23 protein-coding genes are annotated in these 25,162 nt (G+C 38.6%); 6 read left to right on the top strand and 17 right to left on the bottom strand.

The window, feature by feature from the left end; genetic code table 11:
• The first annotated feature begins 10 nt into the window (after positions 1–10).
• Positions 11–889 carry an EamA family transporter gene (locus TOL5_RS01995; RefSeq protein WP_199934959.1) on the top strand — a complete coding sequence of 293 codons (879 nt, stop codon included), beginning with the start codon at positions 11–13 and terminating at the stop codon, positions 887–889.
• Between the two features lie 118 nt (positions 890–1,007).
• Here the strand turns inward: TOL5_RS01995 and TOL5_RS01990 are convergent, their stop codons facing one another.
• The 3 genes from TOL5_RS01990 to truB form a co-directional block, all read right to left on the bottom strand.
• Positions 1,008–1,469: a hemerythrin domain-containing protein gene (locus tag TOL5_RS01990; RefSeq protein ID WP_004826456.1), complete on the bottom strand. Its 462-nt coding sequence runs from the start codon at positions 1,467–1,469 to the stop codon at positions 1,008–1,010.
• 176 nt (positions 1,470–1,645) lie between these two features.
• Complete coding sequence (locus TOL5_RS01985) at positions 1,646–2,413, bottom strand: sulfite exporter TauE/SafE family protein (protein ID WP_005035448.1); 768 nt, start codon at positions 2,411–2,413, stop codon at positions 1,646–1,648.
• An 82-nt stretch (positions 2,414–2,495) separates the two neighbouring features.
• Positions 2,496–3,401, bottom strand: a complete 906-nt coding sequence (gene truB, locus TOL5_RS01980) for a tRNA pseudouridine(55) synthase TruB (protein WP_221260652.1) — start codon at positions 3,399–3,401, stop codon at positions 2,496–2,498.
• Positions 3,402–3,536: 135 nt separating this feature from the next.
• Here truB and TOL5_RS01975 point away from each other — a divergent pair, with 135 nt between their 5' ends.
• The 5 genes from TOL5_RS01975 (at position 3,537) to TOL5_RS01955 (ending at position 9,251) form a co-directional block, all read left to right on the top strand.
• Positions 3,537–4,571 carry a lipase secretion chaperone gene (locus tag TOL5_RS01975; RefSeq protein WP_221260651.1) on the top strand — a complete coding sequence of 345 codons (1,035 nt, stop codon included), beginning with the start codon at positions 3,537–3,539 and terminating at the stop codon, positions 4,569–4,571.
• Between the two features lie 32 nt (positions 4,572–4,603).
• Positions 4,604–5,587 carry an esterase/lipase family protein gene (locus TOL5_RS01970; protein ID WP_221260650.1) on the top strand — a complete coding sequence of 328 codons (984 nt, stop codon included), beginning with the start codon at positions 4,604–4,606 and terminating at the stop codon, positions 5,585–5,587.
• A gap of 68 nt (positions 5,588–5,655) precedes the next feature.
• Positions 5,656–6,627 carry an esterase/lipase family protein gene (locus TOL5_RS01965; RefSeq protein ID WP_174761559.1) on the top strand — a complete coding sequence of 324 codons (972 nt, stop codon included), beginning with the start codon at positions 5,656–5,658 and terminating at the stop codon, positions 6,625–6,627.
• Positions 6,628–6,892: 265 nt separating this feature from the next.
• A complete protein-coding gene (locus TOL5_RS01960) occupies positions 6,893–7,858 on the top strand; it encodes a lipase family alpha/beta hydrolase (RefSeq protein WP_046759784.1) in 966 nt (321 codons plus the stop codon).
• Between the two features lie 430 nt (positions 7,859–8,288).
• Positions 8,289–9,251 (top strand): lipase family alpha/beta hydrolase, encoded by a 963-nt coding sequence (locus tag TOL5_RS01955; protein ID WP_221260649.1) that lies wholly within the window; start codon positions 8,289–8,291, stop codon positions 9,249–9,251.
• A 427-nt stretch (positions 9,252–9,678) separates the two neighbouring features.
• Here TOL5_RS01955 and rplS read toward each other — a convergent pair whose 3' ends face one another.
• The 14 genes from rplS to TOL5_RS01885 form a co-directional block, all read right to left on the bottom strand.
• The gene (rplS, locus tag TOL5_RS01950) at positions 9,679–10,050 is read right to left on the bottom strand and encodes a 50S ribosomal protein L19 (RefSeq protein WP_004826442.1); all 372 of its coding nucleotides are present in this window, start codon (positions 10,048–10,050) and stop codon (positions 9,679–9,681) included.
• 204 nt (positions 10,051–10,254) lie between these two features.
• Positions 10,255–11,004: a tRNA (guanosine(37)-N1)-methyltransferase TrmD gene (gene trmD / locus TOL5_RS01945; RefSeq protein ID WP_221260648.1), complete on the bottom strand. Its 750-nt coding sequence runs from the start codon at positions 11,002–11,004 to the stop codon at positions 10,255–10,257.
• A gap of 40 nt (positions 11,005–11,044) precedes the next feature.
• The gene (gene rimM, locus TOL5_RS01940; protein ID WP_005035430.1) at positions 11,045–11,593 is read right to left on the bottom strand and encodes a ribosome maturation factor RimM; all 549 of its coding nucleotides are present in this window, start codon (positions 11,591–11,593) and stop codon (positions 11,045–11,047) included.
• A gap of 22 nt (positions 11,594–11,615) precedes the next feature.
• Positions 11,616–11,873: a 30S ribosomal protein S16 gene (gene rpsP, locus TOL5_RS01935; protein WP_004826436.1), complete on the bottom strand. Its 258-nt coding sequence runs from the start codon at positions 11,871–11,873 to the stop codon at positions 11,616–11,618.
• A gap of 145 nt (positions 11,874–12,018) precedes the next feature.
• Positions 12,019–12,465: a type IV pilin protein gene (locus TOL5_RS01930; protein WP_058967801.1), complete on the bottom strand. Its 447-nt coding sequence runs from the start codon at positions 12,463–12,465 to the stop codon at positions 12,019–12,021.
• A complete protein-coding gene (locus TOL5_RS01925; RefSeq protein ID WP_198261252.1) occupies positions 12,459–12,932 on the bottom strand; it encodes a prepilin-type N-terminal cleavage/methylation domain-containing protein in 474 nt (157 codons plus the stop codon). Before TOL5_RS01925 ends, TOL5_RS01930 begins: the two co-directional genes overlap by 7 nt.
• 10 nt (positions 12,933–12,942) lie before the next feature.
• A complete protein-coding gene (locus TOL5_RS01920) occupies positions 12,943–16,752 on the bottom strand; it encodes a PilC/PilY family type IV pilus protein (protein ID WP_221260647.1) in 3,810 nt (1,269 codons plus the stop codon).
• Positions 16,753–16,769: 17 nt separating this feature from the next.
• Positions 16,770–17,540 carry a pilus assembly PilX family protein gene (locus tag TOL5_RS01915; RefSeq protein ID WP_009586178.1) on the bottom strand — a complete coding sequence of 257 codons (771 nt, stop codon included), beginning with the start codon at positions 17,538–17,540 and terminating at the stop codon, positions 16,770–16,772.
• Positions 17,541–18,512: a PilW family protein gene (locus tag TOL5_RS01910; RefSeq protein WP_100886072.1), complete on the bottom strand. Its 972-nt coding sequence runs from the start codon at positions 18,510–18,512 to the stop codon at positions 17,541–17,543. It lies immediately after the preceding gene.
• Positions 18,512–19,069, bottom strand: a complete 558-nt coding sequence (pilV, locus tag TOL5_RS01905) for a type IV pilus modification protein PilV (RefSeq protein WP_221260646.1) — start codon at positions 19,067–19,069, stop codon at positions 18,512–18,514. The genes TOL5_RS01910 and pilV overlap by 1 nt, the downstream gene beginning before the upstream one ends.
• On the bottom strand, positions 19,066–19,572 hold the full coding sequence (locus TOL5_RS01900) for a pilus assembly FimT family protein (RefSeq protein ID WP_042088545.1): 507 nt from the start codon (positions 19,570–19,572) through the stop codon (positions 19,066–19,068). Before TOL5_RS01900 ends, pilV begins: the two co-directional genes overlap by 4 nt.
• Positions 19,573–20,366: 794 nt before the next feature.
• The gene (locus tag TOL5_RS01895) at positions 20,367–20,801 is read right to left on the bottom strand and encodes a type IV pilin protein (RefSeq protein WP_042088546.1); all 435 of its coding nucleotides are present in this window, start codon (positions 20,799–20,801) and stop codon (positions 20,367–20,369) included.
• Positions 20,795–21,385, bottom strand: a complete 591-nt coding sequence (locus TOL5_RS01890; RefSeq protein ID WP_042088547.1) for a prepilin-type N-terminal cleavage/methylation domain-containing protein — start codon at positions 21,383–21,385, stop codon at positions 20,795–20,797. Before TOL5_RS01890 ends, TOL5_RS01895 begins: the two co-directional genes overlap by 7 nt.
• An 8-nt stretch (positions 21,386–21,393) precedes the next feature.
• A complete protein-coding gene (locus tag TOL5_RS01885) occupies positions 21,394–25,056 on the bottom strand; it encodes a PilC/PilY family type IV pilus protein (protein WP_221260645.1) in 3,663 nt (1,220 codons plus the stop codon).
• Positions 25,057–25,162 lie beyond the last annotated feature (106 nt).

Here is a 25,162-nt window from a genome sequence, read left to right as displayed (position 1 = left end):
CACCATAAACATGCCAAACTCTCAACTCACTGCTGTGCTTTTCATGGTTTTATCTATGGTGGCTTATCAGATCAGTGCTTCATTTGCCAAACAGTTGTTTGAAGTTTTAGATCCCATTACGGTCGTGACTTTAAGGTTATGTTTTGCTTCCATTTTAATTATTTTGATGTTCCGTTCATGGAAAATTATCAAACGTTTACCTTATCTAAGATGGAAAGAACTTTTATATTATAGTGGTTCCGTATGTCTGATGAATGTATTGTTCTATGCATCTTTAGGCAAATTACCGCAAGGGATTGCTGTTGGACTCGAGTTTTTAGGTCCACTGACATTAGCACTACTCTCGATTAAACAAAAAAGTGATTATATTTGGGTATTCCTCGCCATCATAGGTATCGCCTTAATGGTGCCTTGGCATGATGCCAATGCGCATAACTTTTCTTATCTTGGTGCAGCATTTGCGCTTGGTGCGGGTATTTGCTGGGCAAGTTATATTTACTTTGGACAGAAAGTGGTTCGCCAAAATATAGGTATGCATGCGCTCAGTATTGCGATTGTTCTCTCGGCACTGGTGATGTTACCAATCAGCGCAGTACATGATTCACAGGCTTTATTACAAACTCAATATTGGGGTAAAGCCTTACTGATTGCGCTTTTGGCAACAGCAATCCCTTATGCTTTAGATCTACTGGCACTCAAACAACTCAGTAAAATGAGCTATGGTACCTTGTCCAGCTTATCCCCTGCTCTGGCAGCAATTGCTGGAATGGTTTTAATCAATGAACATATTACAACATGGCAAATTATTGCTTTAATTTGTATCATGACCGCGTCTGTAGGGGTAACCTTCCGTTCTGCACGAAATCCAGCAGCACTCAACAATGATTGATCTTTTTCAGTCATTGTTTTAAGCGTGCCCTATCCAATGTATGAAGATCTAGCGTCAAGCTAAGTCGAATTGATTTTAATCAAATCTTAGTGGTTACGATCAGGTGAATTGAGTAGGATTACCCAATCAAACGCATTATTTCTTTTGCTTTATATTTTTTATATTCTGACAAATATTTTTTCGCTAAGGTTATTTTCTGATTTTCATCTAAAATTTTCCCTGCTTTCATAAAAAAATTTTGCTCTTTCTGGTAGATGTGCCCTGCAACAGTATCTGATAACCTTTTTGCCAACACCAACCAACGTGAATGACTAAAATCAGTTTGTTCTAAAGAATCTAAGATCGCCTCCATTTCTTGATATTCAGCAAGCGCCAAACGAGTAATATTTAAACCCGAATCCGTCATCATTAACGGACTATAAAAATAACGATCCTCGGCAACTGCATGTGCAAATAGTTCATTTTTGAGTAAATTAAAAATTTTCCGTCGTTCAGGCGTATCACCTGATGTATGAATGAGCTGTTCAGACAAATCCTTCTGAATCCTGTGGCTTTCTCGTAAAGCCTCGAATATGTTCATCAAAATCCCTCTTTTTTTGATTCTACGTGAGCACTGATTTCTTTTTTATTGAGTCGATAAATTTCGCTGAATAAGTCATCAATCATAAATAAACCATCAAAAAAAAGCCCCACAAAATTTAAGAGTTTTTTGTATCAAAAAAACTTAAATTTTGTGGGGTGTTTTGAATATAAAACTTAAGCCATGAACATTTGATATCCCAAACGACAAATCAAGATACTGACTAAAATTAAAAATAAAATTCGAATAAAACCACTTCCATATTTCAACGCCATTTTCACGCCCACCAGTGAGCCACAAATATTGGCGACTGCCATCATTAAGCCCAATTGAAATAGCACATGCCCTGTGGGAATAAAGAAACTCAATGCTGCAAAATTGGTCATGAAATTGCCGATTTTCGAAAGTGCCGAAGCATGGAGAAAGTCAACTTTCAAATAACGAATAAAATAAAAAATAAAGAAACTGCCTGTGCCTGGTCCAAAAATTCCATCATAAAAACCAATCAATAAACCACCGATACCTGCGATCAACAGCATTTTATGGGTGACTTCCTGTTGAAAATGTACTTGCCCAAACTGTTTTTTAAAAAACGTATAGATTGCGATGACAATCAACATAAACAAGACAAAGGGACGTAAAATTTCCTGTGGAATTAAAGAGACACAAGCAGCACCACCAAATGAACTGATGAAAGCTGTGATCCCGATAACCGCAAGCAATTTCCATTCAATTTTGACTTGTTTTAAATAAGAAAATGCTGCGGATGCAGTTCCACAAATGGATGCAAGCTTGTTAGTACCAAAAACCGTAGCCGTCGGATAATGAGGCAACGCCCCCATCAAAGCAGGAATTTGAATCAGTCCCCCACCTCCGACAGCAGCATCAATCGCGCCTGCACAAAAGGCAAAAAACACTAAACTGAGAATAATATCAAATTCCATAACATTCACTTATCTTTTAATGGTGCTATATTTGAACAGTGCTCGTTCTTCAATCCACTGAATTTTGAGGCAATATTTCTAATCAAAGATTTAAAACACGTTTCGGTACCAAGCGCTTCTTATCCGTAATTTCAGCCAGCCCTAAACATTTTTCACCATCGAATACAAGCACTTCTGCGACTGCAGCATGATCTATATTACTTTCCATACCGCGGCAGAAATATTCTGCACGACCTTGAGGTACCTGAACCTTTAAAAAATGATCAATTGGTGCATATACAGGAAGCAACAACTTTTCTCGCTCTTGTTCAGTTAAGCTTTCCAAATATTCAATGGTATATTCGGGGATTAAATCAAAGTGACCTGTCTGAATCCGATGTAAATAAGTCAAATGTCCATACGTACCTAATGCTTTGGCAATATCTTCACCTAGCACTCGAATATAAGTCCCTTTCGAACAAGTGATATCTAAAGTCAGGCTCTGTGATGTAAACTCAATAAGTTCAACAGCAAAAATATGGATAGGTCGAGCCTCACGCTCAATTTCAATGCCTTGACGAGCCAACTCATACAATGGACGTCCTTGTTTCTTTAAAGCTGAATACATTGGAGGAATTTGCTGTATGTCACCAGTGAATTGTTTCAAAACCTGCTCAATATTCGCTTGGCTTAATTCAGGTACATCTTTCTCTAACAAGACCTCGCCTTCCACATCACCTGTAGTTGTACTGTGCCCCAACTGAATGGTTGTACGATAACGTTTGTTCGAATCTAATAAATAATGCGAAAACTTGGTCGCTTCGCCTAAACAAATCGGTAGTAAACCCGAAGCCAAAGGATCAAGTGCACCTGTATGCCCGGCTTTTTGTGCTCGATACAACCAACGAACTTTTTGCAATGCTGCATTTGAACTAATGCCCAATGGTTTATTCAATAAAAATACACCACTGATATGACGACGTGGAATCTTCTGGGCTTTTGAGGACATCTTGATCTTTATACATAAGTTGATGAGTTATTTTAACAAAAACCACTCATCTATTTTTACAAATTTTATATTTGAAACTTGCGGTTTTATGGCAAATTATTTTTGAATAAAAATACAAAAAATATAGGACATTAGATGGATTCATCTAGAAAAAAAACGCTTGGGATAGTGTTGTTTATTATTTTAGTGGTGATTTTGGCAGTCATTTTCTGGCTTAAACCCAGTCATCAAACAGCTGAAGCACATCAGACTTCGGACGATACAACTCAGTCTGAAGGACAAATTGCCGCTTCTCAGCTTTCAACATCAGAAGCGCTAAGTTTTGCCAGCAAGAGCCAACAAGACACGCAAATTAATTGTCAAATTCGAGTAGATGCTTCCAATCGCTTAATTGTCAATGAACAAACCAAAGACTGTTTTGAATATTTCATTACCCAGTATGGTGAAAAAACAATTGAACAAATCAAAACAGATTTCCAACGTTATCTTCAAACAAGCTATAAAGAGCCTGTTCTATCTCAGTTGAGTGATTTATGGACACGCTACATAGATTACCGAGGTAAATTAGCAGATTTACAAGCGCCCAATGCGGACAAGGAAAGTGCTAAATACTATCAACAGATTGTGGACAATACCAAAAATTTAAGAAAGAAATTCTTCTCAGATTATGAAATCCAAGGTCTATTTGGTACGCAAGATACCTATGACCAATATACCGTCGATCGAATGGCTGTGATGGATGACGCATCCTTATCTGCAAGCGAAAAAGCCAAAAAACTCAAAGCATTGTTTGATCAACTTCCTGAAGATTGGAAAGAAAATCTGCAACAACTAAATCAACTTGAAGACCTCAGAAAACTCACAGCAGACATTAAAGCACGCGGTGGCTCAGCACAAGAACTACATCAAATGCGTACTAATCTTGTTGGTCCAGAAGCAACTCAACGTTTAGAAACATTAGATGTCCAAAGAGGTGACTGGAAAAATAAAGTGAACCAGTATTTATCTGAGCGAGACACCATTCTCAACAGCAATATGAGTGATTCCGCTAAACAAAGTGCAATACAACAACTCAAATCACAACAATTTTCCAATCAACAAGAACAACTTAGATTACAAACATTTGAAACGGTACATGACCAAGGAGGTCAATTACCGTTTGCAAATTAGCCAATAAAATTGTGATATAACAGGAAAAAAAAATGAAAAACAGGACAATAAAAAATCGTTTGTGGCTCAGTATATGCTGTGTGTTGGGACTTGGTTTAGCCAGCTTGACACAGGCATCTCCCGGCATTTTGCAAATCAAAGATACAATCAAATCAGATTATGCAAAAACTGCATATCCTATAGTCATGACACATGGTTGGCTCGGATGGTCTCGAATCGGAAATGAGCGTTTTAATATTGACTATTGGTATCAGATCTTACCCGACATGGCGCGTAATGGTGCAACCGTATTTGCAGCACAATTGTCTCCTGCCAATACCACTGAAGTGCGTGGAGAACAACTGATCACTCAAGTAGAAGAGGTTTTAGCACTCACAGGAAAGGACAAAGTCAACTTGATTGGACACAGTCATGGCGGTCCAACTATCCGCTATGTTGCAGCGGTTAAACCTCAATATGTCGCATCTATCACGGGTGTAGGTGGAACTTTTCGAGGTTCTCGTGTTGCCGACAGCATTCAAAATAATCAAGCAAGTAAAATTTTGATGAATATTTTGGGACAATATATTGTTGGTCCACTGATCGCATGGGCACAGGAAAATCCAGATTTAGCGATTAACTTTGATGCCTCGATGAAATCGCTCTCAGAAACAGGCTCTTCTACATTTAACAGCAAATTTCCAACAGCTGCACTCGCCACAGATTGTAATAAAACGGGTGCGAAAATAGAAAATGGAATTCATTATTACTCTTGGGGAGGAACTGCGCAAACCACAAATTTATTAGATATCGATACCCTATTAATGCAACTCGCCCCCTTAGTGTACGGCAACACTGATAATGATGGCATGGTACCGCGTTGTAGTACGCATATTGGACAAGTGATTAGAGATAATTACGATTTAAATCATACCGATTTAGCCAATATGATGTTTGGTTTACGAGGTTGGTTCTCACAAGATCCCGTTGCCTTATACCGACAGCATGCCAATCGTTTGAAGTTACAAGGACTGTAATCTACACCAACTTACAATTCTAGAAATTGTGGGTTATTTATCCAGTTAAAACAAAAAGAGTATTTAAAATGAAATTAAAGATCGGTTCACTCGGGCTGGGTCTCATCCTCGGACTCAGTGGAATGACAGTCTCAGCATCAGGGCTACAAACTGTCACTCCAACCTATGTCAGTTCTGACTATGCAAAAACCAAATATCCAATCGTATTTAACCATGGCATGTTTGGTTTCACTCGGCTTGGTACATCATCATTTGGCTTAGATTATTTTTATCAGGTGCTCCCCGATCTTGCTCGAAATGGTGCAAAGGTCTATGCAACACAGGTTTCTCCTTTAGAAAGTACTGAGGTCCGTGGTGAGCAACTTTTACAACAAGTTGATGAGGTTTTGGCATTAACAGGATCAGCCAAAGTGAATCTCATTGGACATAGTCATGGTGGTCCAACTATTCGTTATATTGAAATCGTTGCACCTGCCAAAGTAGCATCTTTAACAGCTGTTGCAGGAACGATAAAAGGCTCTAAAGTTGCAGATGATATATTGAGTAATCAAGGCGCGAGTGCGCTGTTAACCGTTGTAAGTCAATATATTTTAGCGCCGGTGATTACGTTATTGGAAAATAATCCATCATTACCCAACAGCTTAAATCGTTCTTTACAAAGTATTAGTGAAAAAGGTTCAGCTGAATTTAATGCAAAATATCCAAGTGCAGCGATTCCCAAAGATTGTGGTCAGGGGCAAAAAGTGACTTCAAATGGTGTCTACCATTATTCATGGACGGGTAAAGCACAATTGACCAATGTTCTTGATCTGACTGATGCTGCAATTTCTACCCTTGCACCTTTGTCATATAAAAATCTAGATAATGATGGCTTAGTCACTCGTTGCAATACCCATTTAGGACAAGTGATTCGAGATAATTATGATCAAACCCACTTGGATGAGGTCAATCAAATTTTAGGGTTACGCGGATTATTTTCACCGAATCCAGTTGATCAATTTCGCCAACAAGCCAATCGCTTGAAATTAGAAGGCTTATAATATTTCTAATCTAAAATATTTACTGTGAGGTCAACAACAGTAGATTTTATTTATGTTTGATTTAAAAATAAAGCGCTCAAATCCTGTTGCCATACGACCGTTATGGCAACACATCAATTCATTTTTTACCAAGAAATAAAATATTAAGTTACAGTTTAGGTTGTTTTTCATCCAAATCTCATCGATAACCTCGCTTCAGCTTTGCTAGGTTAAAAATCGATACATACCAAAAACCCCTCAATAATAAAACCAACGGAGATTTATGATGAAATATGGACATCTGATCACAGGTCTATTTCTCGCATGTACTTTATCCACGACACATGCATCCAATGCACAACAAGTCACTGCAACAAAAGTAAGTTCTGATTATGCAAAAACCAAATACCCAATTGTATTTGCTCATGGTATGGCAGGATTTATTCGGGTTGGTGATGTTTTAGGACTCGATTACTGGTATCAAATTTTACCTAATTTGGCACGAAACGGCGCAAGCACATGGGCGACACGTGTATCACCGTTTAATTCAACCGAAGTGCGCGGCGAACAACTGGCTCAACAAGTAGAAGAAATTTTAGCCATCACAGGTAGCCAAAAAGTCAATTTAGTCGGTCATTCTCATGGTGGTCCAACCAGTCGCTATGTCGCGGGTGTCATGCCTACTCGCGTTGCATCCGTGACTGCGATTGGTTCACCACAAAGAGGCAGCCCAGTTGCAGATATCATTTTGAGTACAGAAGGTACAGTTCTTGAAGGACCCGTCGTCAGTCTTGTCAATTTATTCTCAAAAGCCATTGTTTGGGCGCAAGGCTTAGATCCAAAAAGTTTTCCTCATGATGCACTTGCTGGCGGAAAAAGTGTTACGACCGAAGGCTCAGTTTTATTTAATCGTAAATTTCCAATGGGCGTCGGTGCTACAGCATGTAGCGAAGGTGCTTATCAAGAAAAAGGCATTCAGTTTTTTTCATTTACAGGCAATACAGCCGTCACCAATCTTCTAGACTTGGATTCAGCACTGCTTGGTACAAGCTTATTGATCAACCTCGGTCATGATAATGATGGTTTAGTGTCACGTTGTAGTGCGAAATTCGGCAGAACCATTCGAGATAATTACCGCTGGAATCATTTGGACGAAATCAATCAATTTTTAGGTTTACGCGCACTCTTTGCGCCAGACCCAGTACAAGTCTATCGTGAACATGCCAACCGTTTGAAAGTACAAGGTTTATAAGTTCTCAACTTAAATTAGCCATATTGTATCTCTTTTTACAATATGGCTTTTGGTTTTGCTCATATCCCTTCGCTCAATATAAAAACATCCATGTCGCCTCACAATAAAATGACCATCTATGAGTCAAAAGTGCAAAATAAACCAATCACCAAAGGCTCTAACAATTTTTATAAAACATAAAGCGCATTGGATATGAATGATTGAGATCAAATCACTTGTATGAATATTCTTTGACCTAGTTTTAAGCTTTCCATAAATTTCAATGGCTTTTATGAATTTAACACTGAATAAACATTTTTCCGAAATAAAATATTACATTTAAGGTTGTTTTTCATACTTTTCCGCTCGTAATTCATGACAATTTTGATATTTTTAAATTTCACTTAGAAGTGAATCAATAATAAATAACAATTTTAAATGGAGCTTCCCCATGAAATATGGATCATTGATGGCAAGTCTAATCTTGGCTTGTTTAGTACCCAGTGCGTATGCGTCTAATGCCCAGCAAATCACCACAAGTCAAACAACATCAACTTATGCTAAAACTAAATATCCTATTGTATTGGTACATGGCATGGCTGGATTTATTCGTTCAGACAATGCTTCAGGACAAGACTACTGGTACCAAATTGCACCTGACTTAGCACGTAATGGTGCAAATACATGGGTCACAAGTGTTTCACCATTTAACTCAACAGAAGTTAGAGGTGAACAATTGGTACAACAAGTTGAAGATATCCTTGCCATTACAGGACAAACAAAAATCAACCTCATTGGTCACTCACATGGTGGTCCCACTGCACGTTATGTTGCCGGAGTAATGCCAAACAACGTTGCTTCGGTAACAGCTGTTGGCTCCCCAAACAAAGGGAGTCCACTTTCGGATGTGATTTTACGAGCAGAAGGCACTCCAGCTGAAGGTCCATTGGTCAACATGGTTAATTTTATTTCCAATATGATTGTTTGGTCTAAGGGCTTTGATCCCAAAGAGTTTCCGCATGATGCATTGGCAGGTTCAAAAAGTTTAAGCACCGAAGGCTCTGCACTTTTCAATCATCAATTTCCAATGGGCGTTCCGACAACAACATGTGGAGAAGGTGCATATCAGGAAAAAGGTATTTATTTTTATTCTTTCACAGGAAGTGCTGTTTTAACAAATCTTGCAGATTTAACGGATGCATTCTTACTCAGCACCAGTCGCAATATTCCTGAAACCAATGATGGACTTGTCTCTCGCTGTAGTGCCAAATTTGGTAAAACGATTCGTGATGATTATCGTTGGAATCATTTAGATGAAGTCAATCAGGTTTTAGGCTTGCGTGCAATCTTTGCACCTGATCCAGTACAAGTCTATCGTGAACAAGCCAACCGTTTAAAATTACAAGGATTATAATAGCAATCAATCTTATTGACTTAATATAATTGAAATGGTCTTTGCTTTTTCATCAGCAGACTTTACCTGACATCGCGGTTGGCGGCATGGATACCGCCATCGGTCAAAGACGATATGAGCAAAAACAAAGCACTGCTTTGTTTGCAGCGTAAGATCCGTGTTAAACAAAGGATTTTTTTACTTTTCGTCTCTAAAAAGTAAGAAATCGCCAACGCAAATCAATTAAAACTTTAGAGCTAAAACGTGACAGTGCAAGCTTTAGATCTTCAAGCAATCTATTGATCACTTTGATTTTATTGATCAAGAAAAATGATATTTTACTGTATGCATTTTTCAACAGGTTAACTATATACTATTTTCATTCATCAATGAGTCATAAAAAATGCGCCTTATTGGGCGCATTTTTAGCTGTAAAGCAAAGTTAAAATTAACCTTGTTTACGCGCTGGTAATTTCTCACGAATACGTGCAGCTTTACCAGACAATTCGCGTAGGTAATAAAGCTTAGCACGACGAACGTCACCACGACGTTTCACTTCGATTTTAGCAACGATTGGAGAGTGAGTTTGGAATACACGCTCAACACCAACACCGCTAGAAATTTTACGTACTGTGAACGCTGAGTTCAAACCACGGTTTTTCTTCGCAATCACCACACCTTCAAACGCCTGAAGACGCTCACGGTCACCTTCTTTTACTTTTACTTGGACAACAACTGTGTCACCAGGAGCAAAAGCAGGGATGTCAGTTTTTAACTGTTGGTTTTCAATTGCTTGAACTAAAGGATGTTTACCACTCATTGTGGGAATCTCCGATTTTGCGGAACAGAAGAGGTCTGTACAACCGCTGGGGACAGAGGCTAAATCGCATATCAACCCGTTTATCTTTCCCCTTAGCCTCACTCAAATATGAGAGAGTTTAAGGAGCCTATAAAAGACATTTAACCAAGGCTAAATATCAATTTGTTGAAGCATTGCTTCTCAATCTTGTGCTCGAACCAAGCATCATTTTGCTGAGTCTTGCTGATCTTTTAGCCATTTCTTTTGCTGCTTGGTCAACTCAACTTTTTCCACCAACTCAGGTCGGCGTTCCAAAGTGCGTTGATAGCGTTGCAAAAACCGCCATTTTTCAATATTTGCGTGATGACCTGACTTTAAAATATCAGGAACATCCAAACCTTCAAAATGGTCTGGCTTGGTATATTGTGGGCAATCGAGTAGACCGTCCACAAATGAATCTTGCACTGCTGACTGTTCATCTGACATGGTATTCGGCAAACGTCGAATCACACTGTCTAATAGAACCATCGCAGGTAGTTCACCACCCGACAATACGTAATCTCCAATCGACCATTCCTGATCTACATATTTTTGGATCAAACGTTCATCGACCCCCTCATAACGTCCACACAGTACAATCAATCCGTCATAATCAATAAATTGCTGTACCGCAGGTTCATTTAGGGTTTTACCTTGTGGAGACATATACACCACAGGGACATGAACTGCTCCTGCTTGCTTTGCAAGCTGTTTGGCATGGTGTATTGCTTTTGCCAAAGGCTCAGCCATCATCACCATACCTGGACCACCACCAAATGGACGTTCATCCACTCTTTTGTAGTTGCCCTCGGCAAATTCTCGTGGATTGATACAATGAACTTGTACAATGTCCCGTTTCACCGCGCGTCCGCTAATGCCGCACGCTGTAATCGCTTCAAACATTTCAGGAAAAAGCGTAATGACTGCAAAAAACACCGCAGACTCCTCTATTTTCCTGCTGTGCCAATCCTAAGGATTAATAATCCACGCCCCAATTCACGTAGATACGACCAGCTTCGAGATCAACGCGTTGTACCACATCTTTATGCCATGGAATCATTCGCTCTTCACCATCGATGCTATCTGCTGTTGCACGAACAACCATTACATCATTGGCGCCTGTTTCAAACAGTTCATGGATTTTACCGAGATTTACTTCTTGCTCTTCATCATTCAAACCTAACACTGTTAGACCTTTTAAATCAGACCAATAGTACTCATCCACACCCGGTTGAGGCAGTTGCGACTTTGAAATCCAGATATTAGCGCCAACCAAATTGTCTGCTGCGGTGCGATCAATCACACCTTTTAGCGCAACAACAAGACCTTTGCCATGTGGTTTCCAACGTTTTACATCGATAATTTGCCAACCTGCTTTGGTTTCTATGTACCAAGGCAGGTAGTCAAAAATGTTGCTCATGGGTTCAGTATTGGAATAGACCCAGAGCCACCCATTTAATCCATATGCTGAACGTAGCTGTCCAATCTGAATACGATCTTCGGGCACATTCTGTGTTGGTGTCATGGGCTACCTACTGCTGAATAAATTATGCAGCAGCTGCAGCTTTCTTCGCTTGAGCAGCTAAAGAAGCAACACGTTCAGAAGGTTGAGCACCTTGTGAAACCCAGTGAGCAAAACGGTCAGCATCTAAACGAAGTTTTTCTGCTTTACCTTGAGCTGTAGGGTTAAAGAAACCAATACGTTCGATGAAACGACCGTCACGTGCATTACGGCTATCAGTCACAATGATTTGATAGAACGGACGTTTTTTAGCACCACCGCGTGCTAGACGAATTACAACCATGATAGAACCTTATAGTTTTTACGGATTATCCTCGCACCGACCATCGATACATTTCAAACCCCTTTCATAGAGGGCGGTATTTTACGTTATCTTGAGTGTGAAAGAAAGATCAATTTTTGTTTATCCACAATTTTGAATTTAAATTTTATCTACCGTCCCAGTTTGTAGTTGCGGACGGGGTGCATGTGCTGCCTTTGGTCCAACATTTTTGACCTTGATTGTTCAGCACTATAGAACCATTTCCAGCTTGATTTGTATTTTCATTTGGCGTTGCTGTTAATATCCATGTTCCTGCGGAGACATTAGATAAAGTAAGCTTATATAATGGTTTACCGCCAGAAGGATATTGGTCTGCAACACCTACTGTAGTTAGATCAATTGGAGTCGCATCCTGTTTTTTTAGAAATGTAGAGTTCAATGTCCTATATTTTTGTAATAAGCCGCCAATCCTAACCATTTCAGACTGCATATCAACACGGTTTGCTTTGATTAAATAGTCTGTATACATTGGATAAGCAATTCTTGCCAATATCCCTAAAATTGCAACAACAATAAGTAGTTCAATTAAGCTAAAACCCTGTTCTTTTACCATGGTTGGCTTCCTGTTTTTGTTCCATCGTTCCAAGGTTCACATTTAAAATTTACATCACTTGCTAAACGTGATTTACATTGCAATCCATGACTACTCATCAAAAAATAATTATTTTTAGGATTATAGTTACGATTGTTTGCATCAGTAGGTGGGGAGACTGAAATATACCAGCCTATCCCCTGTACATCATCTGTCAGATTTTTTGAACTGTCTTCCAAATCTAAAATTTTCAATATATAGCCTTCAGGTAACTCTGTAGCCGTTTCAGAAAAATTTCTATAATTAAAATTTCTAGTTTTATATCTTTCCAATTGCTCAGCAAGCTTTAAGATTTCTTGTTGAACTTTTTTCTCTCTATTTGACTGAATTATATCCTTATAGGTAGGTATGGCTATAGCTGCCATTATTGCAATAATAATGACAACAATAACTAACTCAATAAGGGTAAATCCTTGTATTTTTTTCATGGATTCGTCCTTAACGTTCATACCAACGCTGGGAAATAAACTTAGTTTTACTGGTATAGTTTGTTAAAGATTCAGTTGTAGGAAAGTTTAGAACTAAACCACGATTTTTATCCTTACCACCGAAACTGATACCGATATTCCCTTTTCCTAATGAAATTTCATTTGGACGATTCTTAACAACTATAGTATTCCCACTCAATACAGTGCATTGACCATAAGGTAGACAGAATTGATTAGCCTTACTTTCACCTCGCACACCACCGTAACAATCAACGTCATCAATATCTATGTTTGCATTAAATATGCTGACATATAAATCACTGTCAATCGCGATATTATCATTGAGAACACGTTTTTTAGAACCTAACGGATAATACCACCCACCAAAACTGAAACTTGTCGCAGTATTACCATCAGTATTTTTAACCAGCTGTTTACTGCCTGTGGTCATTGAATTGATATCAACCGAATTTAATTCACTGTCCTTTAATACTGATAAATTTCGACGTGTAACATCTTTATCGTAAACAGCATATAAAGCATCATTTTTATTGGTTTCTGACATAGGTGAACTCAAGTTACCTGAACCAATTGTCAGTACTGCAAACAAACTTCCGCCATTGTTATGAATGGTAAATGTAGGTGTAGAATAGAATCTAGGCACATCTGATGCATTAGACTGATTTAGAATACGAGTGACGCGTTTCGCTAAATTAGCCGTCTTACCCGCTTGATTTGAACTGTCTAAGTCTACACGCCACAATTGACCGCCTAAATCACCAAAGTATAGGTGATCTACGAGTCCATCACTATTACGGTCAATTGCTTTTATCTGACTCACCACACTACGCTTCATATTACTGACATTCGTCTCGGTGACTTTATCAGCTGCCGCATTTGCACTTGCCCACCATAAAACTGAGCCAGTTTCAGCATCAAAAATATATACGCCCGCACCTTTATCAATACTACTGGATGTTGGCGTACCTATATTTTCATAAATTGGGTCATAGCCACCACCAACAATCATTACCAGCTTGCGTGAACCTTGCCAGTTTATCCAAGCTAAAGTAGGTTTAGACCAACTTTGCCCCATATAGCTAATTGGTGAATATGCTGCTGCATCGTCAGGGCTAATTCTAAATTTTATTTTTGGTTTTCCGCTGGTAGAGGTAACATCAGATAGATCTAGAGCATAATAACTGCGCCCTCCCATGCGTAAACCACCATATAACCATTGTTTACCACCGCTCACCGTTACAACAGGCTCTGTTGCATTTGTACCAGACTTAGTGACATATTCAGTATAGGCTGTCCAAGGACCGTCAACGCCATACTCTAGGTTTCTTCCCTGATTTTCTTGATTTAAAAAACCTTTGCTTTGCTTTTCAATCATTTCATTAGGAACAAATGTAAATACTTCTTTACCCGCATTACTGTCTGTTGCACTGTCACCTGCTCGGATGACATGTAATAACCCTTGAGTTGTTCCAAATACAATTAAGTCATCACGATCCTTGTAACTTAAATCACCTGTTTTAGCATCAAATTGGGTTGTCCCTTTTTGTGTAATCAATATGGGTCTAGAATGCATTACTGCGCCCATTTGGCGAAGTGTTGCATTGGATTGTGTGAGAAAATTTACAAAGGACGTATTGGCAGCATCACTATTGCTCGTCGTTAGGTTTGATGCCATGGCAGAAGTTACATTGTAACCAAACAACGCTGCAAGATAACCACGTTTGGTATCTATACTAAAATTATTCGTAGGGTTATTGGCTTTTAAATCAGCACTACTTACTTGTAATAAAGCCTTATCATTCCCAATACTCGATGCAGTACCATCATTACCAACTTTTCTGTCTGTATAAATAGTTCTTTCAATATTATTGACATTCCCTAACTTAAATTGACTTAAGGCTCCACCAACTCTTACTTCAAATTCTTTTTCAACATCTACGTTATTTTCTTGAACGATTTTGGTAATTGTCTTTTTAATAGCAGTATCTGCCCAATAATCATTTGGATCATCAACACTAATTCCCTTTGTAGCATCAAATACAATCTTGTTATCACGATCTTTAATTATATTATCAACCACTTGGTATTTTTTAAGATTACCAATCCATGTTGTGACTTGAGCATCTGGAGCTGGATCAAATTGTGGGAAGTACCCCCAAGGCTGAATATTTTGAGTATCTAAATTATCTACAGGTATGGTAATTGAGCCTGTAGTAACTGGCGGAATATATTTTTGAAGCTTTTTAAGGAAAGCATTAACACTAGCAACAACATCGGCATCATTATTGCCAGGGTAATATCCTCCCCCACCCAATATTCCCCATTTTTTAGCATCACTAATATCATTGGCTTTATTAGATGTTGGCGTACCTGTCATATCAGATCCAAATCCAACAACTGCTGTCTTGATTGATACACCAGCTGGATTATTTGAACCACCTTTTAATAACCGTTTAGTATATTCACCAATACAAGTCCAGTTATTTGTATTATTACTACTATTATAGTACGGCGTACTGCCACCTAAAGAATCACTTGCACACCTAAAACCAGAGTCATTTAAACTTTCACGCATAATATTCAGAGATGAATTATTTCGCCCATACTCAGGAACACCATCTGTTAGAAAATAAATACCTTGTGTATTGCATTGCTTAGTTGAGGTAATAGTTTCGGGATTTAAATACCTAGTAGAACCACTAATATTGGTGACATTCGAGATAAATCCGCTGCCACTAGAATTTCGCGTAGATTGTCCCATCAAATACGCAGCAACCTCAGCATAAGCAAATGCTGTAGGAGTACCTCCGCCTGCTGATAATGCATTCACAGCACGTATCATTTTATTACGGTGAGTATCTTTAGCATTACCCGTATAAGTAGTAACTACTTGTCCAGCAATAGTAGCTGTTTGACTTTTCTTTTGATTCTGACTTTCAGTATTCGTTCTTGTATTGGTTTGTTCGTAACAAGTCCCCCAACTAGAGCTTGTACATGTTACAACATCGTTATATGTTTGATTACTTGAACCAATATTAACCCACCCTCCTTGATCAGTCCAATTAGGATACCCATATTGATTTTGACTAGTTGAATTTAAACCATTTAAATCCGCTAAGGTTTTTGTTGAATCTGCCCATGTTTTACAACTTGGATCATTGCTATTATTTATATTATTCCAATCAATACATTCTTGAACAGTTATGGTATTGCCTAGTACTTTACTATCTACGGATTCACCACTTGCACTCGGATTAGAACCACTCCAACCACTCCAACCACTCCAACCACTCCAACCACTCCAAGTACCCCAATCACTCCAAGAATATCTTCTTGTTCTGGTCTGTGTACTATATCTATCTCGACTGTTCACTCTCGTTAAGTCTCTAGACAAGTTGAATGTTGCCGAAGTAGAAACTCGATAGATTTCTTTAGTCCCAATATCTGTTTCTTGTCCTAAAGCTCGAGCCTCTAAGTCAATACGCCCAGTAGTTCCACTAAACTCAGACAAACCAACTACTAGTTTATCTGGTAATCGTTCTATTCCTTGAGAAGCATCACCCTGAAGAAGTTTTAGCATCCCATTTTTTAGGCTTTGAATTCGATTTTCACCATAATCATTGAGGCTTGGGTTCATACTCCCTGAAACATCAAGCATAAACATAATAGTCGTAACTGAAGTTTGAGGTGCTTTATAGAGTTCCGTATCACTTGCATAACTCGGTAAAGCAGAACAAACTAATGAGGTGATAAAAGCTGTTTGTATCGCAACAACTATTTTTTTATATTTAGTTTTCATAAGATATCCCCTTTACCTTAGCTCTTAGTCGCATAACTAATCACAGCATAATCCATGACTTGTTGACTATATGGCACACCCAAATCAGCAAAACATTCTGCAACTGTCTTTTGTGCTGCATACTTTGCAGACTTATCATTCAAATGGTTTTTAAAACAATCATTAATTTGGCTTGAAAAACTTGACCATCCAGAGCCACTACCATTCGCTGCACCTGGGATAATCGTGGTCACAATAATTTGCACAGGTTGCACCTGATCAAGTTGAACAGTGGATGTATCTGTACCAGTGGGAAAATATTTGAAGGGTACGTCAGTATTACTACTACTTTTTTTCACAGCAATTTGCGAAATCATAATATCCCGTCCACTGCTATAATCATTTTTTGTATATTGACAGTAACCAGCAACACCTAGCTCACTATTATTTACATCTGCATCACTTGTAGGATAAATAACACTTGCTTGTTGAATAGAAAATAATTTGGCTTGGGTTTTCGGTCGATAACAGAAAACCAGCTCTTTGTTTAAAAAACTATCTGACTTTACAATCCCAAATAGGCCTAAGGAGCTTAAATTTTTCTGTAAAGTTGCAGAATCCTTGTTATCTTTTTCAAGTGCAAAGAATACGGCATCCGCTGTTTGCTGGTTCAAACTTTGAATCTGACTATTCGTCGCAATACTTAACCCTGTTAGACTCTGTTTCACTGCCAGAGTACCAATTAAAACCATTAAAATAAGAACAAAGAGCACCGCGATAATTGTGATACCTCGTTGATGGACTCGCATTTATAAATCCTCCATGAGGCCATAGCCATTTCGTAATGCAACTGTCTGACTGATTACATCGCGAATATATTTAGGATCTGAATCTGATGTACTTAAAGTCACCGCTTGATCTAAAACAGTAAAACCACTTGGTAATTTATCTTTTTCTGAAATAGAATCATAACCACGTACTAAAGCACCTAACTGAATCGACATTATTCGAGGTCTAGGAGTTCCTGCTTTAGTCAGTGAGTTGGTTGCTCCCATATATTGGTCAATCGTCATATAGCTAAATTCATCTGTATTATTTTGCTTAACGCCAAGCAAAACATGAAAATAGTCCACACGACGCATAATGATTTGACTACCTTCACCTAAACCAGAAATATTTGTAGGTAAAGCAGCCGTTTCTACCAATGTTTTATAACGTCCAGCATCACAAACCAAAGCTAGATTCCCTGCTGAACCATCCTGACGTAAAAAATATCGCTGCACAATGAATGTGCCCTTATCTATATCATCTTGCGAAATTGGATTGCCTTCGCAATCAAAACCATTTGGATCAAAAGCTTTATATTGAATGACCAATTGATCACTTTTTACATTTACATTTGACAATCCGACTTTAGCTTGAGTGAAATTCGCTAAATTTGCTGAATCACCAGAAATAAAATAAGGAATATTTGCTGTTGCAACTTTTTTCTCATCTTCAGTTAAACCAGCGTAACTTTTTATCGTTGTAAATACGACGCCACTGTATTGATTACGATCATTCACAACCGCTAAATCTGCATCTAAATTTGCGAGTTTTATGTCTTTTAAAATAAAATTTAAACCAAAATTTCCGTTATCTTGTAATTCTGCTAAGTTCTTCTGAAGCCCATAATTGATACTACCTGTCAAAAATAACTGCATAGCTGCTGCCATGATTAATAAACCAATAACCAGTGCTAACATCAACTCTACAAGCGTCATACCTTTTGAATAATTCATTAGTAAGTCTCCAAAATAATACACTTAGAGTCTTTATTATAAGAACCGCCTTTAGTGCAGCTATTTGTAGAATCACTATTAGTTGGCTCAGTTTCATCCCAAGCGACATAGACACAATAACGGCTTCTGGTCATATTTCCAGGGCAATCACTTATTGCTGTTTTCATTCCATTCAGGAAAGCTTTATATAAAATTTGATTTACATCTTCTTCTGCAAATTTCTGGCTAGAACATTTTGTTGTGTTGTTGCACTTTGCTGAATAAGACGTCGCATATGTGCGTCCAGCAAAAGCATTTGCATATGCATCAATAACTTGATCAACATCATTTACTTTAATTGTTATATTTTTAGCTAAACCTTGATTATTTGCCCGCATTCGCTCAGACATATCACGAGCCAAACTCATTGCTTGAATACGTTTAGACGCATCAAGAGAAGCTTCCATGGCTCTCATTTGTAGCATCGCAAAACCTAACACCCCAATTGATAATAATATGAGTGCAACAAGGACTTCCATCATACCTATTCCCTTTTGGGAAGATAATGCTTTCATCATGAGGTACAATCCCCGTCAAAATTAGATTTATTCGTTGTTGTAACTTTGCCAAAATTTGTTAAATATACATATTTAGTATATGAATCACTTGAAATTTGTATTTCTAAATTTTGAGGGAAATTTTCTACATTTCCTTGTGGTAAAAATACAATTTTAGCGAGTGTGGGAATCGTAGAACTATAGCCCCATGACTTTTTTCCCTTATCATCAGTAATACATTCACCTGTTTTAAAAATTAAAGTTTGTCCTGAAGGTATATTCCAATATTTACTTTGAGCAGAATCTTTTCCAGCTGTATTAAGATTAACAGTGACTTTTTTCCGAAATACAACGGCATCTGACCTTGCTTGGGTCAATATTTTTTCTAAATCAACTGAAGTTCTCTCAAGCTTTCTTTTTAACGTTAAATCTTGAATTTTTGGCGCGGCAATTATGGCAACAATCGAGATAATGATTAATGTGACTATTAATTCAATTAAAGTGAATCCCCGATTATTTTGCATCACAATCCCTCTAGAACAAAACTTTACCTAACTTAAAATCATAACCAAAACACTTACAAAACCAATACAAGTTAGATGAAAGGCATAAAAAAACGGACAATTGTCACATTTGATTGTCTGCTGAAATTTCATGTAAATTTATCTTAAATATATTATAATTTTAACTTTAATATCATCAAAACACCTGATGATTCATATCCAATCAAATTTATGGTTTTTATACAAATTGTTAAAAAGCTTTTGGTGATTCATTTATCTTGTGCATTTGAATCTTCGCTGGATCTTTGATCGTGTGACGACATGGATATCGTCATGTTGAGGAGAGGCAAATGGGCAAAACCAAGCACGGCTTTGTTTGTAGCGAAAAAATGTGACTAAGCAAAAAATGAGTTGAGCAAAACGAGACACCGCCTACGCAAATCTATTTAACGTGAGTTCGATGCAATCACACTTTTAACTTATTGAAAAATAATAAATCTCGGCGGAGTCTTGCTGAGTTTTCATCCAATTTCAGGATCAGCCTGCGGCTCGCCGCAAAACTCGTCAACCACCATCAACATTTTCAATAAGTCGCAGAAACAATATCTTATGAAAGGAGTCCTGCCTCGAACAGTTGCGGATGACGTTTCCGAGTATCATATTTCATCAAGGATTTTTATCGAACTCAGGTTATTTAGACTTTAAAAGGTAAAGTGTGTCAATCAAAGCTTTATATCTTTCAGCAATTTAGAGTCATTGCATAAATTTTATTGTTCACTTCAACAAACACACGCTTTGATACGGAAATCAAAATTTTATTGACCTTCCCAGTTTGTGGTAGCGGAAGGAATACATGTAGCGCCTTTCATCCAACATTTTTGACCCTGGCTATTTAGTACAAGATTCCCGTCTGATGACTGAACAGAATTTGATTTTGGTTCTGCTGTCAATGTCCATGTTTGATCACTGGTTGTTAATCTAATTGTATAAAGCTCAGCAAAGGCGGGATAATCTTTAGTCATGGTATTGGTATCCAGCTTTGCATTGGTATAATTATGATGAATGGCATAATAACTTTGTAAACGCTGAGAAATTTGCATCATTTCACTTTGTGTATCCACTCGATTTGTACGAATTTTATAATTCGAGTATGACGGATAAGCAATTGCCGCAAGAATGGCGATGATTGCAACAACAATCATCAACTCCATCAAAGTAAAACCCCTATTTTTACTGATATTTTTCACCATGATTCACCTGCACTACCACAATCTGAAAATAGGCTCACTACATCTTTGACCTTCGTCATACATCGAAGCCCTGTACTTAAAGACAATAAATCGTTGTTACGTGGTTGTTTCGGTTCTCCACTGTTTCCTTTGACACGTTCAACGGCAATTGCCCAACTCAATCCTTTTACGCTTGTAGAGTCAGGAGTTTCAGTACCATTTGCACCTTTCTTAATTGTCAAAGGTTGATGTGTAGTGCCATCAACCAGAGTCAATTTATATTTAGCATTATTGGTATCAACACCTATTGGTAATAAAAGCTGCCCTGTTGAAGGATTATAATGACTACTTATGACTGAATTACCATGCGCATCGGTATCAGTAAAACGATAAAGATAACTTGCATCGAAGCCCTTATAGCTAAAATTTTTTGATTTAAAACGTTCTAATTCTGCTGCAACCTTTTGTGCCTCCTGTTTTGCAATAGCCTCATCCTTACGTTCTATAAATTGCGCATAATTCGGAATCGCAATTGCAGCGATAATCGCCACAACCACCACCACGATGACAAGTTCAATCAGTGTAAAACCATATCGATTCTTCATGATTTCACCTATCTCATTTCATACCAGCGCAATTGCTGGCTTTTTGGAACAACATTAAACTTCTGACATTCAGGGGCATTCGAGGTTGCTGCACAACCATGGGTAGGTGCTCGAGGAACAACCAAACCAATATTGGTTGCATTATTATCAACAGCCTGCCCAATTCCACCGCCTAATATTCCGGCGCCAATTTTGATTCTATTTGGCGTATTCACATTTGTTGTAGGAAATGGACATTTTCCTGTAGGTAAACAGAATTGGTAGATATATGAATCACCTTTTACCCCCGCACCACATGAACCACCAATACCAGCACCATCACGGTGGAATACATTAACATAGAGCATATCGTCTATAGCATAGAGTTCGTTCATTCCCTTATAGGCGCCAGAAATATTAGAAAAGGTATATTTCCAGCCACTGTTATTCGCTATCGCAATACCTGTCGCCATATTGCCATTTAGACTTGCTAAGCCGACATGTTCTGTCGTTAATGAATAATTTGACTGATATAAGTTACTGTTGGTGACATCTTTATCATAAACCACATATATACCATCAAATATTGCTACCTTATTACCTGATAAAGGTGAACTACGATTTCCAGAACTAAAAGCCACAGCTCCAATCAGACGATTATTTCCATCATCATGCACTGAAAAACTTGGCATCTCATAGAAACGCGGTACTGGATTGACTAGGTCTGAATGATAAAACAAGCGGACAACACGGGTTGCAAAATCAACTTTGGTGGTTGCGAGATTATTCAGATCAACACGAAAGGTCTGTCCCCGCAAATCACCAAAATAAAGATGATCCACCAAACCATCGCTATCACGGTCAATCGCATTGATTTGGCTGACCACACTGTATTTCATATTGATCGAGTTGGTGCTGGTATTTGTATAAGCTTCAGCACCCCTTGCCTCAGTTGCATTGGCACTCGTCCACCACAGTAAATCCCCGGTATTGGCGTCAAACATATATACACCAGCACCACCACCTACAGTATTGTTTTGCACATAATTTTCACTTTCATAACCAGTATCGTAGCCACCTCCGACAAACATGACTAATTTTTTAACTCCACCAAACTTCACATAAGCCAGTGTTGGCTTAGACCAACTTTGCCCCATATAGCTTAATGCAGGAACACTGACTGGCGTGGAGGAACCAGATTTATAAATTTTTGCATTCTCTGGATCGATATGAAATTTAAGACTAGGCTGCTCTAAATCGGACAAATCTAAAGCATAATAGCTTTTACCCCCCATCCGTAGACCGCCGTACACCCACTGCAAACCTTTAAGTGCAAGGTTTTGGTCAGAACTTCCATCACTGGTACGGTCCGATTTATTGACCGTTAATGTTCCATCAGCTTTAGCAACGTATTGAGTATGTACTGTCCACGGTGCATCGACACCATAAAACAAATTATTTTTTCCACCCGTACTGCTTGTTTCAGATAAAAAAGCAGCCTTTTGATTTTGCATCATTTCATTCGGCGCGAAAGCAAATTTCTCAATCCCCGTTTGCGCATCCACAACATGTAACAACCCTTGTGAACTACCAAACAGTAGATAGTCATCACGATTTGATGTGTCGATACTGCCAGAAGTGTATGTCACTTTCCCTTTTTGGGTGAGTAAAACAGGTTTTGAATGCATTATCGCCCCCACTTGACGTAATTCAGGTTGGGTGGGCAGATTCGCTAAGGTAACACCTGTTGCAGATGCACTAATATTGTAGCCCAGCACATTCAACCAATAATTTTTGTCAGGATCATTGGCAAATAATCCTGTTGCACCTGTACCAAATAAGGTTTCCACATTCACTTTTTTTAAGGTATTAGAGTCACTTGCGGTATAAGGTGTAGCCGTACTGATTTTACGATTGGTAAAGATTGTACGATTCATAATGGGTTGATTCGTGGCTGTAGCCCCTAAACCTAATGGCAGTTGCCCTTTCATACCATTCGACCATAGACCATCTGCATCTTTATTTAACGAACCATTCGCCAAAATTAACTTTTTGGTTTTATCAAAATTATATAACTCACCATTATAAATATGATATTTATTGATATTTCCCAACCACAATTGAGTGGATTCCTGTGGTTTGGGGATAAATGCAGCATAATAACCAAATGGTTGGATACGTAAAGGATTTAAAGCATCTTTTGGCAAAGATGGTGAACCTGTCGCAACTGGATCAAAATCGGGTTTTACTTCATCCAAAAACTTCATCACACTTTCGATGACATCTGCAGTCGATTGAGCAGAATAAAACCCACCTTCCCCATAACCACCAACACCAGGTAAATCAGGATGTGATTTTTCACCCCAATTACATGCATTACGCGCATCAACATTTTGAATTAAGGCACAATTGTAATAATCTCGTTTCTGATTGGTTCGCTCTCCCTTACTATTAATATAATCTAGGGAGCGTATAATTCGCTGATTTTCTGGTTTAGCTGCATCTACAGTTCGATTCACATCGAATACTGAACCAAATCCAACCACGGCGGTTTTAATTTCAAGCCCTAAAGGGTTACGATCTGGTGCACTTGGTGATGCTTTTTGATTACGTAAGGCTTTGGCAAACTCCCCCACCGCAGGCATCGCATGACCTGCTTGAGTGCCGTCTGGTAAGGTTCCTGTTGCTGGAACACTAAAAGCGGCACCTGCTGAACCTAAAGCACGTTGCATCACTGATACAGGATCATACGAACTATTCGGTTCACCGTCGGTAAAAAAGTAAATTCCGCGACCATCGCATTGTGTATTGTTTGTTGACAAAGGGCTGATATACCTGCCACCACTTTTAGAGGATGTTACCGATTTATGAAATCCTCGATCCCCTTTCTCCGCCAGAAATAAGCGCCCACTATACCCAAATAAATTAACTGTAGCGCCAGGTGTATATCCATTTGGAACCCATCCTGGGCTGAAATACCATCCATACCAATTGGCGCAGTTGGTTCCCGTCCATGCCCCACATATTAAATACCGACCATCAGTACTATTTGTTATAAAATATCCTGGATAGTTTAGACTACCCGTTGCTGTAGTTTCTCCTAACATATACGCCGCCACTTCGGCATAGGCACTGGCGGTAGGTGTGCCATTCCAGCCTTGAAAATTTGCAACCGCCGTTTTAATCGCTAAACGTTGTGCAGGCGTTAATGGTGCTGCGGGAACTACAATTTTTCCACTAAACCCGTCGGCAGCTGTATAGACATTGTTACTCTGGCTTTGTGATGAGTACTGACCTATTCCTATTGCCACGGTGTTTGAGTCAATTTGGTTACTGTCCATCAGGCTAAAAATTGCATCTTTTAGGCGTGTAATACGGTCATAATATCGTGCAGTCGGGTTCCCTTGGATCGTGCAGTATCTTCTTGGGTATGAAGGTGTTGTATTTGACATTTCACTGAACCAAGAATTATAAACGGCCCCATCTGGTAAATCACAAGCACTCTGCCTGACCTGTTCAACACTCATACTTCCTGAAGTATCCAACATCATGGTAATGGTGGTCTTACCCCCAGTAGCATTACTGTAAATATCAATATCACTGGCATGTACCGATACACTTTGACAAATCCCCCATGTCATCATCATGGACACTGTTGTTGAAAATAATTTTTTTCGGTTAAAATTTTTCATTTACTGCCTCCCCTTTTTTGTAGGCATTAAAAAGCTCAAATATTGTTAAGTTTGAATTCGTTGCGATACGTATTGCGTTTCCAAATCCTGCATATTCAGCAGAGAA

This window comes from Acinetobacter sp. Tol 5, from assembly GCF_019702905.1.
GTDB lineage: Bacteria > Pseudomonadota > Gammaproteobacteria > Pseudomonadales > Moraxellaceae > Acinetobacter > Acinetobacter bereziniae.
Note: the sequence above shows the minus strand (reverse complement) of the source record. Positions and strands in the feature narration are given on the sequence as shown.